The organism is Paenibacillus phyllosphaerae (assembly GCF_014192105.1).
GTDB lineage: Bacteria > Bacillota > Bacilli > Paenibacillales > Paenibacillaceae > Paenibacillus_Z > Paenibacillus_Z phyllosphaerae.
The window spans coordinates 43223-56230 of record NZ_JACHXK010000023.1 but is presented as its reverse complement, the minus strand read 5'-3'; the positions used below and the strand labels follow the sequence as shown (position 1 = coordinate 56230).

Sequence of the window (13008 nt, the reverse complement as noted above, 5' to 3'; positions counted from 1 at the left end):
GTCTTTTTGGCGTTTCATCTGCTAGACTGCCCTATGGTATACTAAATCGTTGTACGAGAATCGGCATCGTGAGAAAGGTTGAGGGCAAATGGAGAACACCAACCCATTATTGGAAGCATTCAATCAAGCAGCATATAAACTCGGCGGGCATGGCAATCGGGACATTCAGGTGTTGAAAGAGGCACTTGCGCGAATGGACGACAACATGGTTGCAGATATGTACGGTAAGGGAGCCATTATTGAAGATTTTCAGCGCAAAATGGCGCTTCTGCTCGGCAAGGAATCCGCCGTCTTCTTCCCGAGCGGCACGATGGCTCAACAGATCGCGCTGCGCATCTGGTGCGACGAACGGGGACTGAAGCAAGTCGCCTACCATCCGCTCAGCCATCTTGAAATTCACGAGGAGCGCGGGCTGCACGAGCTGCATCACATCGAACCGGTGCTGCTTGGCGATAAGGAACAGGTCATCACGCTGGAGGATGTCAAGCGGATCGACCGGCCCATCGCATGTTTGCTGCTCGAACTGCCGCAGCGAGAGATCGGCGGCCAACTGCCGGCCTTCGAAGAGCTGGAAGCCATCTCCGCTTACTGCAAGGAGCAGGGGATCAAACTGCACCTGGACGGCGCGCGGCTCCTTGAGATTCTTCCGTTCTACCAGAAGAGCGCGGAAGAGATCTGCGCGTTGTTCGATAGCGTCTATATGTCGTTCTACAAAGGCATCGGCGGCGTAGCGGGCGCGATTCTGGCCGGCGATACGGCCTTCACCGAGCAGTCCAAAGTGTGGAAAAGACGCCACGGCGGCGATCTGATCCACCTGTATCCGTATATTCTGAGCGCGGATTATTACTACGAGCATCGCGCTGGCAAGATGGCGCAATATTACGAGGAAGCGCAGGAGTTAGCCCGTTATGTCAACGCATGCGGAGAACGGATTAAGACCGTTCCGTCCGTCCCGGTGTCGAATATGTTCCATGTGCACATGGCAGCGACGGTGGAGCAGATGACACCGATCCTGGCGGAAGTATGCGAACGTACGGGCGTCGGCCTTACGTCCTATGTACGCGTACGCGGCGAAGCGGAATCGTATTTCGAGCTCAGTCTCGGGGATCGTTACGAGGCGATTCCGAAGGTGAAGCTGGAAGAAGCGTTCGCGCTGCTGGGCGAGAAGCTGAAGACGTTGTAAATCCTGGTGTTGTGCAGGGTACAAGCCAAGTGAGTGTGATGATTGGTGACGGGCAATTAAAGCGGCAACTGTGCGCCTAAAGGCTTATCGGCGCGAGCCCAAGGCATCTACAATTTAATCGTCGCTTCTAGTGAAAGGTAATGCTATAATTTGCAGGGGACTCGAGCGATCGGGTCTCCTGCTTTTATACGGGTTAGCCTATAGTCGATTGCGCGTACGGTCTTGCCATCCTGCCGATGGTTACAGTGGTGCGTGGAGCAAAAAGGTGGAAGCAGGGCAAGAAATCCGAGTCGCTCGCACGGCTGAGCGAACTTGTAGAGCAGCATCCTTTTATAACCGAGTGGCAACAAGAATGGAAGTCGAAGCAGACGGCGCACGAGCAGCTGTCCAACAACTAAGAACTGGGGATATTCAGATGAACCGCAACAAGACACTCACATTACTTATTATTTCGCAACTTATTTTTGTATTGCTCATTATCGTCTGGATGGTCGTGGCAGGTTTGTCGATCATGATGTTCGATAGCCCGGAAGCGGCGACGCATGTGCCGACGTGGCTGTTCTTCCTCTACATCGCCTCTTATCCGATCGGCGTTATCGCAGGCATCATCACGGGTTGGGTGCTGTTCGCCAAGAAGCGGTACAAGGCGGCGCTCATCTGGAATAGCTTACCGCTCTTATGGATTGTACCGATTACGATACTGCTATTGGTCCTCTAAACGTCGAGGACGCGCGAAGCCCGGACATGGAAGCATGTTCGGGCTTTTGCTTCTACTCGGGCAGGAATTTATTTCCTGATCATCGAATTGTTCCTCATCGACCAAAGGGGGCTACTAACGAATGGGAATGCTCACGTTAAGCGGCGACTATACGAGATTCACGGCTTTCTCGCTGACGCATATTGTTGCGCTAGTCGCATGTGCGCTGCTCATCTTATTGCTCTATGTCGCCAAAAGCTGGCTGCAGCAGGGCGACAGACGGAGGCTATTCGCTCGCCTTACCCTGGTCGGCATACTAGGTGCGGCCGAGGCGGCGCTCAATGTCTGGTATGTCCGCGAGGACGCGTTCGGCCTGTCCGATACGCTGCCGCTTGAGCTGTGCAGCATCTCGCTTTATATGTGCATCTTGATGCTGCTGTTCCGCAGCAAGCGTTTGTTCCAGATCGTCTACTTCACCGGCATCGGCGGCGCGATGCAGGCGCTGTTGACGCCTGTGCTCACGTATGGCTTCCCGCATTTTCGGTTCTTGCAATTTTTCCTGGCGCATAGTTTCATCATTCTGGCCGTTCTCTATATGGTCTGGGTGGAGAAGTTCCGTCCGACCTTGCGCTCGATCGGGCTCACGATGATCTTCCTCAATCTGCTGCTGGTCATTATCCTGCTCGTGAACAAGGCGACAGGCGGCAATTACATGTTCGTCTCCCGCAAGCCGGACACCGCCTCGGTGCTCGATCTTCTCGGACCGTACCCTTGGTATCTGCTGTCGATGGAAGGGTTGGCGGTCGTTATTTTCTTGCTGTTGTATGCGCCATTCCATGCGGGCAATCGTCGTGAGCGGAGGCAGCTGCAGCTGAATAAGCAAGGTGATTAACCGTATATCTCACCGAATATCACGCGTAGTAGCCGCTGTCCATGTGACGGCGGTTTTTTTGAAATATAAGAATGTATAAGTTTCACGTTTATTAATCATCTTCTATTTCTCTGGAATGAAACTTAATACGCCGCCAGAGGACGGCGCAAGCCGTTTCACCTTGCGCGGCCGCAAAAGATGCAAAAGGTACTATGCGAATTTGGTACTATCCGCTTCCCATCATGCGCGTTACAGTGTGTACAGATTGGAATAAAACCGAGAGGCCGGAGGTTTCCGCATGACAAAATGGGTTGCGCTGCTCTTGCTCGCCGCGCTGTGTCTTCTCAACTATACCTACAACGACACTCCGGGCCAGGATCCGTACCTCATCACCGATTACAGCCGGCTTCATCCGGTAAAGGTCGAACGGGTAGCCAGCGGACACGAGGAGGAACAGCTGCGCGAACTGGTGAAGGAAGCGCGGGACAAAGGTCTGACCATCTCCATCGCAGGCCAGCGTCACAGTCAAGGCGGGCACACCTACTACAAAGACGGCATTGTCGCGGATATGACATCCTACAATCGCGTGCTCGAGTTCGACCCGAAGCGCAGAACGATTCGCGTGCAGGCAGGCGCTACCTGGAAAGCTGTGCAGGATTACGTTAATCCGTACGGGCTTGCGGTGAAGGTGATGCAGTCGCAAAATATGTTTACCATCGGCGGCTCAATCAGCGTGAACGCGCATGGACGGGACATTCGGAATGGCTCGCCCATCAAGACCGTTGAATCCTTTCGCCTGCTGAAAGCGGATGGTCAGATCGTGAACGTAAGCCGCACGGAGCATGCGGATCTGTTCCCCTATGTGATCGGCGGTTACGGCTTGTTCGGGATCATTCTCGATATTACCTTGACGCTTACGGAGAACGAGATGTACCGGATGGCTATCGAGCGAACAGATGTGGACCGTTACAGCGAATACTTCCGGGATCAAGTGCTCGGTAATCCGGACGTGAAGATGCATATTGCCCGGATCTCGGTCGCGCCGGACAGCTTCTTGACCGACATGTATGCGATCAATTATGCGGAGGAGCAGTCGGTCCCGCTACAAGGCCATGACAAGTTGAAGACGCGGGAGTTCGGCGTAACGGCCGCTAAACTGATGTTTAACCTGAACCGGACATCTGATTGGGGGAAGAATGCATTCTGGCGCATGCAGGAGCGATTCTTCGCGATGCAAGACGGCACCCGGATTACGCGCAACAATGCGATGCGGTCCGAATCCGCGTTCATGGAATTCCATGATGCGAGTAGCAACGATTTGCTGCAGGAATATTTTGTGCCGGTGGATCAGTTCGCGAGCTTCGTCAGCGAGTTTCGAGACGTGTTGCATGAAGAGGAGTTGAATCTGCTCAACATTACGGTTCGTTATGTGGAGCGGGATGAGGAAGCGGCGCTTTCCTATGCGAGATCGGATATGTTCGCGCTGGTCTGCCTGTTCCATGCTCCGCTGTCGGATAAGGGGCAGGAGCGATTGCAAGCGGGCATCCGGAAGGTCGTCGATCGCGTACTCGCGCATCAAGGGACGTATTACTTGCCTTATGCCGCCTATCCGAGCGTCGAGCAATTTCAAGCGGCATATCCCGGGCAGGCGTCATTTTTCGCCAAGAAAGATCAGATTGATCCGGAACATCGGTTCATGAACTACTTCTACATGGATTATAGAGGGGAGGGACATTAATGGATACGAGATGGTTGATCCGTTCGCAGAGCCTCATCACGCTGGCAGGAGGCATGATCTACCCCTATTATCTATTGTTCCTGAAAAATCTCGGCAACAGCTTCTCCAAATACGGGCTGGCGTTCGCGGTATTCACGATCAGTTCCGCTGCCGCTTCCCAATGGTTGGCGCCGCGGCTAGAGAAGCAAGGCCTTCGGATGCTCACCTGGAGCTCAATCGGGATGATGTCCGCTATGCTGGCGTTCCCGTGGGTGGAGAGCTACGCTATGGTGCTCTTGCTGCAGCTGCTGATGGGCATCTGCAACGCGATGCAAAAGATGAGCGAGCGCCTTCTGCTGGCCGAGCATACGGAAGCAGGCGGGCGCGGCGCTGTTATCGGCTCGTTTCACTTCTGGACGTCGGCGGCCTCCGGGTTGGCCGTCCTACTCGGGGGTTACGTCATCGATTGGCTGACCATACAGGCGCTGTTCTATGTGAGCGCCATGTTCTATGGCTGGAGCGCATGGATGACGGCGCGGGCGGACAGAAGGCTGCGGATTATCCGACGTCTCGAACATACAGGAACTATTGATTTGGAATAGGAGAACCTATGAAACTATGAAAACCTTTTTCCATAGTTGGATCAGTGAGGAATTCATAACATGGGGGAATAGGGATGAGAAAATGGACGCTGCTGCTCCTGGTTTTTACGCTAATAGCCATAGCACTTGCACCGATCGCCTCGGCAGCTGATCCGGCGATAGCGCAAAAGGCTTCGCAACAAACTTCGCAACAAGCGAAGCCAATCCCGCTGTACGTGAACGGACAGCCTGTTGGCTATAAGAAAATAAGCGTCAAAGGCGTTAGCGAGAATATGATCGCGGTGCGAACGGCTGCAGCTGCGCTGAAGTTGAAGCTGACCTGGTCGTCTATGGCGAAGGAATGGACATTATCCAATGCTAGTCACGCGATACAATTCAAAGCCAATACAACGACGGATGAAGTGGATCATCAGAAGAAGACGCTCCGGGTCGCGCCGACCATGGAGAAGGGCACGTTATACATACCGCTCCGGTTCATCGTCGAGTCCAGCGGCGGCTCACTTCAGTATTACAAAGGGCACATCGAGCTGTTCTGGGTGCTGACTTATGACCAGAACCAGCTTATTCACGCGCTAGTAAAAGACGATGCGGGGCAGTTGAAGGCATTGCTTAAGGATTGGAAGGACCTCACGATTCCGGTAGGTGTGGATGGAATTATGCCTTATGGTTTCGCGATTGATACGGTAGCGGAAGCGAAAGCGGTGCTAGAAGCTGGATTTCCTGTCAATTATCAAGATTTTGATTATGCGGGTTCCGGTATTCCGCATTTTGGATATACGCTTCTTCATAACGCAGTCAGTAACGGTAAGTTGGAGGTCGTGCAATTGCTGCTCGACAACGGAGCCGACCCGAATTTGACAACAAGGCTTACGAATTCGAATGCCCTTGAGTTGGCAATAGACGGGAAGAACAATGCCAGCGAAGGGTTCTATGATTATATGACACCGGATCACGAAGGTTTGGTGAAGACTTTTGAAGCGATGATCGCCCTCATAGAGCCGCTTATGAAAGTGAAGATTTATTTCAAAGACGAGGATGGCCATGTTCTGCTGACCAGTGATGATATTGTGCCGGGTTCGATCGAAGTCATGGAGCAACCGGGGTTTAATGGGGGCACGCAATATAGCCTCTACTTTACGTTCAAAGACGCAGCCAAATGGGAGCAAATCACGACGGATTTGATCGGGAAGACCTTGTCCATCTACATTAATCACTTACTGCTCGCGCAGCCTCGGGTTTACTACGCGATGACGGAAGGCAATGCAGGCGTTTCGGGAGCTTTCTCGGAAGAGGAGATTCGAGAAGTCGCGCATCAGTTCGAGCTTGCCGTTGGCAAATAACAACCAATAATCCCTTGCAACATGTGGCGCTCACATTGGCTTGCGAGGGATTTTTGCGTCTGCCGCTTGTAAGTGAAGCCCGCTCTCGTGGTACACTAATGCCTATCATATCCATTGACGTTAACGTAAACGTGCACCGGTGCGAGGGCGCTCCTGAGGGGGCGCGCTCGCCGGATTGCCTTGCGTATAGGAGAGGTTAGGCGTTGAAACATTCCATCTACGAGTTCGTGGAGACGAGCGATAACCTGCCGTTCGACGTATCGCTCCACAGCGTGAATTACATCCCGAGCCACTGGCACAACAGCGTGGAGATCATCTTCGTGCTGCGCGGGACGCTTGAGGTGACGGTCAACCAGACGATGACGGCGCTCTCCGAGGGAGACGTGCTGCTCATCAACTCGTGCCATGTGCATGAGGTGATCGGCCTGGACAAAAATATTATCGCGACCTATCTGATCCCGGACGCTTATCTCAAGGCCAACCTGAAGGGCGTCGAAGCGGCCAGCTTCGGATTCGATTCCCATTCGGCCGGCAAGGAGAGGCGTCCCGCGCTTGATCGGATTCGCCAGCTGCTGGCTGAGATGGTGCAGCTCAAGCATAAGAAGAGCGAGTATTACGAGCTCGACATGCAGGCGCGCATGCTCCAAATTTTCTCCATCCTGCTTAAGCAGTTCCGAATTCCCGCTAGCGGGGAAGCGGTCAGCGAGAAATATATGGAGCGGATGCTGCGGATCATCGACTATCTGGAGACGCACTACAGGGAGCCGATCTCCTTGCAGGACCTGGCGGACCGGGAGTATCTGTCCGTGCCGTATTTATCCAAGTTTTTCGGCGAGAACTTCGGTCTCAATTTCCAGTCCTACCTGACGAGCATCCGGCTCAAAAATGCGGTGGAGTCCTTGCTTCGACTCGAGGAAGCGCCGATCGCCGACATGGCGATGGAGCACGGCTTCCCGAACGCGAAGTCGTTCTACGCGGCGTTCAAGAACAAATACCATATGACGCCGAACGATTACCGCAAGCGCTATCGCCCCGAGACCGAGACGAAGCGGGAATCTTCGTCCTCATCGAATTATATGGCGTTCAGCCAATCGAGCGCGCTCGGGATCATCCATCAATTCCTGCAGCGGAGCAAGGTGCGAGATCTGGAGGAGACGGATCATGTCGAGGGAATCGAGACGGAGCATATTCCGCTGCAACTGTCCGGGGATAACCGGCACGCGCCGATCCGGCATACGTGGCGGAACCTGATCACGATCGGCAAGGCGAAGGAAGGGCTGCACGCCGATGTGCAGCAGCAGCTGCGCGAACTTCAGCGGCGCTGTCCATTCCGCTACTTGCGCTTCCACGGCATTTTCGACGATGCGATGATGGTGTATCAGGAGACGCAGGCAGGGCAGCCGATCTACAACTTCCGGTTCGTCGAGCAGCTGTTCGACTTCCTGCTATCGATCGGGCTGAAGCCGTTCGTGGAGCTTGGATTCATGCCTTCGGAGCTGGCGCATGACCGCAGCAAGACGATCTTCTACAACCAGAGCTACGTGAGCGGACCCAAGTCGCTCGATCGCTGGTGCGAGCTCGTCGGACGCTTCCTGCGCCATTGCATGAACCGGTACGGAGCCGCCGAGGTGGAGAGCTGGAAATTCGAGTTCTGGAATGAGCCGCAGCTCCAGTTGTTCTGGCCCGGCACGATGGAGGAATACTTCGAACTGTATCAAGTTACTTACCGTACGCTCAAGAGCTGTTCGGACAAGCTGCAGATCGGAGCGCCCGGGACCGTCATTTCGATGGAGACGCGAGCGTTCAATCAACACTTCTTCGCCTATTGCAGGGAGCATGATTGCTTGCCGGACTTCATCCCGCTGCACTTCTATCCGCATGATACGCTGGACGACTGGTCAGAGGGACTGCGGCAGGAGATGGATAAGAGTTGGACGCCGTACCGCCAGCTGCTGGAGGAATTCGGCGGCGTATCGGCCAATCCGGATTTCCTGAGGGATTGCCTGGCGAAGGAGCAGGCGATTCTTCGCGAATTAGGCATCGACGATGTAGAGCTCTACTTAACGGAATGGAACTCGACCGCCTATCATCGGGAACTGACCAACGATACCTTGTATAAGGCCGCTTATATCGCCAAAAATATCGTGGACAATCTGGATGCGATCGACGGCTTCGGCTATTGGGTGCTCAGCGACAATATCGAGGAGACGGCGGCTTCGCCGATGCTGTTCCATGGCGGACTCGGACTGCTCGCCCAGTATGGGATTCCGAAGGCGGGCATGATCGCGTACGAACTGCTCGCGAAGCTCGGCGACCGGCTCATAGCAAGGGGCGACCGTTACATCGTCACGACAGGCCGCGGCGGGTACCAGATACTAACCTTCAACTATTGCCACTTCGATGATCTGTATGCGCTTGGCGATATCTCGTTCATCGATGCGACGAACCGATACAATGCGTTCAAGAACGTGAAGACGGTGAAGCTGGAGATGGATCTGCAAGGCGTGCCCGATGGAACCTACAAGATGGAGATAACCGCGCTGGGTCGCAAGCATGGCAGCAGCTATGACTCTTGGGTTGAGATGGGCGCGCCGGACAGCATCACGACGGAAGATGTGAGCTATCTGAAGGCAAGCGCCAATCCGCGCAGGTACGTGACGAAGATAGAGGGCGGAGCGCATGTGAACTACGTCTCCGTTCTCGAGCCCCATGGCGTAATGCTGATGGAGTTGATCCCTCAAGCGTAGAAAAGTTTCGGGTCAATTTTTAATGTGCTTCGGCAGCCCGATGAAAGCGTTATCGCAAAACAACGTAAAAATCGTAACAAAACACCTTAAGCCGCCGCCTCTCATCTGGGAGGCGTTTTCTTTTATAATCAAGTTGTAATCGCTTACAGATAACGTTTTCAAATTCAAGCATATTTGTCCCTAGGAGGTCATCGTATGGCAGGATCAGCAATAAGAGGGCAGATCGTAACGCCCCTGAAAAGACTAACGTTCGGAATATCGCTCGGGTATGGGCTCATGATGCTTGCGCTCATGACACCGGCATTATTGCTTCTCACCTTCAAAATGATCGAAGTCGATCCTGACGGCTACACGTCGTCCTATGGTCTCGTCTCCGGCGTCGGCGCATTCTTCGCCTTGATCGGTAACCCGCTCGGCGGGGCGCTGAGCGACCGCACGAACATCGCGTTCGGCCGTCGCCGGACGTGGATGCTGATCGGTCCTATTATCGGCTCGCTCGCGTTGCTATGGGTCGGCTTGGCGACGGAGATCTGGCAGATCGTCATCGGATGGTCGATCGCGCAGCTGTTCTTCAACTTCGGGATGGCCGCATATACGGCACTCATTCCGGATCAGGTGGAAGAGAGCAAGCAAGGGACCGTATCGGGCGTTCTCGGACTGATGATGCCGGTAGCAATGGCGATCGGCATGGTGCTCATGATGGTCATGACGGATGTACCGTCCGAGGTCAAATGGTCGCTGCTCGCGATCTGCGGGATTATCGGCCCGATTATCAGCGCGTTCATCATTAAAGACGGCAGAATCGAAGTCGTCCAGCAGCCGAAGTCGCACATCTCCCTTGGCGAGAAGCTGAGCAAGATCTACCCGAGCCCGCGCAAGTATCCGGAGTTCACATGGGCCATCGCTTCCAAGTTCCTGCTCATGATGGGCTATTGCAGCAGCCTCTACTTGACGGTCATGCTCGTGAACCGGATGGGCTTCACGGAAGCGGAAGCGACGACCAGCGTAGGCGTCATCAATATTATCGCCATGGTCGGCATGGCGCTGACCAGCGTGTTCGGCGGCGTACTGTCCGATAAGTTCGGCAAGCAAAAGCCTTTCCTGTACGGTTCTGCGGCCATTATGGTCGTCGGCATCCTAATGTACGCGTTCATCCCGCAATACGCCGTTTATGTCATCGCTTCCGCTGTCATCGGCCTTGGCTACGGCTGTTTCTCGGCCGTCGATATGGCGCTCGTGTCGCGTATTCTGCCGCGCAAGGAAGATGCGGCGAAGGACTTCGGCCTGATGAACGTCGCCAACGCATTGCCGCAGTCGATCGTGCCGGCGATTGCGCCCGTATTGCTCGCGATCGGCGGATGGTCCTTCTTCTACATCATCTTGGCAGCATGCGTAGTAGCCGGTGCATTCGCGGTTCGTCCGCTCCCTGAAGTCGGCGGCGAGGCACGCAGAGATGCAGCAGCTCCGGCAGACACGTCGAGAAAAGCGGTTTAATCTTTACACGAATCATGCCTTGAACATAAAGGAGGACGACATGCAATGAAGACGCAAACGGAATCCAGCGAGACGATTCAATACGTGAAGAATCCAGGTGGACCAACGCTCGGCTACTCGGAGCAATCCGGCGTTACCATTCTGGAGCAGGACGGACTGTTCTTCAAGGATCTTAGCCGCGACGGCAATCTCGACAAGTATGAGGATTGGCGCTTAAGTCCGAAGGAGCGGGCACAAGATCTTGCTTCCAAAATGACGATCGAGCAAATCGCGGGCCTTATGCTGTACAGCAGGCATCAGTCGGTTCCGGCCGCAAGCCGCGGCTGGTTCGCCAGCAAGTATAACGGCAAACCGTATGAGGAGAGCGGCGCCAAGCCATGGGATCTGACCGATGAGCAGGCGGCTTTCCTGGCCAACGATAATCTGCGCCATGTTCTCGTCACGACGGTGGAGAGCCCTGAGATCGCGGCGCATTGGAATAACAAAGTTCAGGCGTTCGCGGAAGGAACGGGGTTGGGCATTCCGGCCAACAACAGCTCCGACCCGCGCCACAGCTCGGATTCGAGCTCGGAATTCAATGCCGGCTCGGGCGGCCACATCTCGATGTGGCCGGAGACGCTAGGCCTGGCAGCCACGTTCGACCCGAAGGTGACGCGGCGTTTCGGCGAGATCGCCGCACGGGAATACCGCGGGCTTGGCCTTACGACCGCGCTGTCCCCGCAGATTGATATCGCGACGGATCCGCGCTGGTTCCGCTTCAATGGCACCTTCGGCGAAGATTCGAAGCTCTCCACCGACATGGCCCGTGCTTACGTCGATGGCTTCCAGACATCGGAAGGGGAGCGGGAGATCGAGGGCGGCTGGGGCTATGACAGCGTCAACACGATGGTGAAGCATTGGCCGGGCGGCGGTTCGGGCGAGAGCGGCCGGGATGCGCATTATGCGTGCGGCAAATATGCGGTCTACCCGGGCAACAATTTCGAGGAGCATCTGAAGCCGTTCGTGGACGGCGCGTTCCAGCTCGAGGGCAAGACGGGGATGGCGTCCGCGGTAATGCCTTATTATACGATCTCGGTCGACCAAGATACGGTGAACGGCGAGAACGTCGGCAATTCCTACAACCGTTATCTGATCCAGGACCTGCTGCGAACCCGATACGGTTATGACGGCGTCGTCTGTACCGACTGGCTGATCACGGGCGACGAGAATGGCGCCAAGGACAGTTTCCTCTCTGGCAAGCCTTGGGGCGTCGAGGAGCTGACAGTAGCGGAGCGCCACTACAAGCTGATTATGGCGGGAGTGGACCAATTCGGCGGCAATAACGAGATGGGTCCGGTGCTTGAGGCTTACCGGATGGGCGTCGCCGAGCATGGGGAAGCGTTCATGCGCAGCCGGTTCGAGCAGTCGGCGGTACGCTTGCTGCAGAATATGTTCCGTCTCGGCCTGTTCGAGAATCCGTATTTGGATCCGCAGGAAAGCGCGAGTCTCGTCGGCAATCCCGCATTCATGAAGGAAGGCTACGACGCGCAGGTCAAATCGATCGTGCTGCTCAAGAATAAGGACCAGCTGCTGCCGCTTCAAGAGAAGCGCACGGTCTATATTCCGAAGCGTTACACGCCGGCAAGCAAAGATTGGTTCGGCAATCCGACGCCGGAGAAGCTGGAGGACCCGGTGAATCTTGCGATCGTGGCCAAATATTTCAACGTCACCGATAATCCGGACGAGGCGGACTTCGGCCTGGTCTTCATCAGCAGCCCAAGATCCGGTTCGGGCTACTCGGCTGAAGATGCGGCCAGCGGCGGCAACGGCTATGTGCCGCTCAGCCTGCAATACAAGACGTACACGGCCGAGCATGCCCGCGAGCGCAGCTTGGCCGGCGATCCGCGGGATTCGGATGTGCTCGACCGCTCCTATAAGGGCAAGTCGGTGACGGCCGAGAACACGTCGGACCTCGATGCCGTCTTAACGGCGAAAGAAAAGCTGCAGGGCAAGCCGGTCATCGTATCCATGCTGCTGCACAACCCGACGGTGGTGGAGGAATTCGAATCCGAGGTCGATGCGATCATCGCGGACTTCGGCGTGCAGGTGCAGGCGATCATGGAAATACTGACCGGAGCGGCCGAGCCGTCGGGCCTGCTGCCGATGCAGATGCCGGCGAACATGAAGACGGTCGAGGAGCAATTCGAGGACGTCGCGCATGATATGGAGTGCCATGTCGACAGCGAGCATAACCGCTACGACTTCGCCTTCGGCCTGAACTGGAGCGGCGTCATCGAGGACGACCGTACGCGCAACTATAAGAAGTAACGCTAAGCGGTATCGTATGCCGCCTGGACGTAAAAGATTTGCAATGATGT

At 55.3% G+C, this 13008-nt stretch carries 10 protein-coding genes; all 10 read left to right on the top strand.

Annotation, left to right across the window (positions count from 1 at the left end):
• Positions 1-88: 88 nt before the first annotated feature.
• The 10 genes from FHS18_RS29415 to FHS18_RS29370 all read left to right on the top strand — a co-directional run bounded on the left by FHS18_RS29415 (position 89) and on the right by FHS18_RS29370 (position 12958).
• The gene (locus FHS18_RS29415) at positions 89-1183 is read left to right on the top strand and encodes a threonine aldolase family protein (protein ID WP_183603976.1); all 1095 of its coding nucleotides are present in this window, start codon (positions 89-91) and stop codon (positions 1181-1183) included.
• 248 nt (positions 1184-1431) lie between these two features.
• Complete coding sequence (locus FHS18_RS29410) at positions 1432-1581, top strand: hypothetical protein (RefSeq protein WP_183603975.1); 150 nt, start codon at positions 1432-1434, stop codon at positions 1579-1581.
• A gap of 17 nt (positions 1582-1598) precedes the next feature.
• Positions 1599-1901: a hypothetical protein gene (locus FHS18_RS29405; protein ID WP_183603974.1), complete on the top strand. Its 303-nt coding sequence runs from the start codon at positions 1599-1601 to the stop codon at positions 1899-1901.
• Between the two features lie 121 nt (positions 1902-2022).
• Complete coding sequence (locus FHS18_RS29400) at positions 2023-2772, top strand: YwaF family protein (protein ID WP_183603973.1); 750 nt, start codon at positions 2023-2025, stop codon at positions 2770-2772.
• Positions 2773-3049: 277 nt separating this feature from the next.
• Positions 3050-4489: an FAD-binding oxidoreductase gene (locus tag FHS18_RS29395; RefSeq protein WP_183603972.1), complete on the top strand. Its 1440-nt coding sequence runs from the start codon at positions 3050-3052 to the stop codon at positions 4487-4489.
• A complete protein-coding gene (locus FHS18_RS29390) occupies positions 4489-5070 on the top strand; it encodes an MFS transporter (protein ID WP_183603971.1) in 582 nt (193 codons plus the stop codon). The genes FHS18_RS29395 and FHS18_RS29390 overlap by 1 nt, the downstream gene beginning before the upstream one ends.
• Positions 5071-5144: 74 nt before the next feature.
• The gene (locus FHS18_RS29385; protein WP_183603970.1) at positions 5145-6410 is read left to right on the top strand and encodes a stalk domain-containing protein; all 1266 of its coding nucleotides are present in this window, start codon (positions 5145-5147) and stop codon (positions 6408-6410) included.
• A gap of 203 nt (positions 6411-6613) precedes the next feature.
• Positions 6614-9157: a GH39 family glycosyl hydrolase gene (locus tag FHS18_RS29380; RefSeq protein WP_183603969.1), complete on the top strand. Its 2544-nt coding sequence runs from the start codon at positions 6614-6616 to the stop codon at positions 9155-9157.
• A gap of 195 nt (positions 9158-9352) precedes the next feature.
• On the top strand, positions 9353-10651 hold the full coding sequence (locus FHS18_RS29375) for an MFS transporter (RefSeq protein ID WP_183603968.1): 1299 nt from the start codon (positions 9353-9355) through the stop codon (positions 10649-10651).
• 45 nt (positions 10652-10696) lie between these two features.
• Positions 10697-12958 carry a glycoside hydrolase family 3 protein gene (locus tag FHS18_RS29370; RefSeq protein ID WP_183603967.1) on the top strand — a complete coding sequence of 754 codons (2262 nt, stop codon included), beginning with the start codon at positions 10697-10699 and terminating at the stop codon, positions 12956-12958.
• The last annotated feature ends 50 nt before the right edge of the window (positions 12959-13008 follow it).

Bases quoted from the DNA above. Each gene is read 5' to 3' on its own strand.
- FHS18_RS29415 (WP_183603976.1), top strand. From the start codon at position 89: ATGGAGAACACCAACCCATTATTGGAAGCATTCAATCAAGCAGCATAT.
- FHS18_RS29395 (WP_183603972.1), top strand. From the start codon at position 3,050: ATGACAAAATGGGTTGCGCTGCTCTTGCTCGCCGCGCTGTGTCTTCTC.
- FHS18_RS29400 (WP_183603973.1), top strand. From the start codon at position 2,023: ATGGGAATGCTCACGTTAAGCGGCGACTATACGAGATTCACGGCTTTC.
- FHS18_RS29385 (WP_183603970.1), top strand. From the start codon at position 5,145: ATGAGAAAATGGACGCTGCTGCTCCTGGTTTTTACGCTAATAGCCATA.
- FHS18_RS29405 (WP_183603974.1), top strand. From the start codon at position 1,599: ATGAACCGCAACAAGACACTCACATTACTTATTATTTCGCAACTTATT.
- FHS18_RS29390 (WP_183603971.1), top strand. From the start codon at position 4,489: ATGGATACGAGATGGTTGATCCGTTCGCAGAGCCTCATCACGCTGGCA.
- FHS18_RS29375 (WP_183603968.1), top strand. From the start codon at position 9,353: ATGGCAGGATCAGCAATAAGAGGGCAGATCGTAACGCCCCTGAAAAGA.
- FHS18_RS29370 (WP_183603967.1), top strand. From the start codon at position 10,697: ATGAAGACGCAAACGGAATCCAGCGAGACGATTCAATACGTGAAGAAT.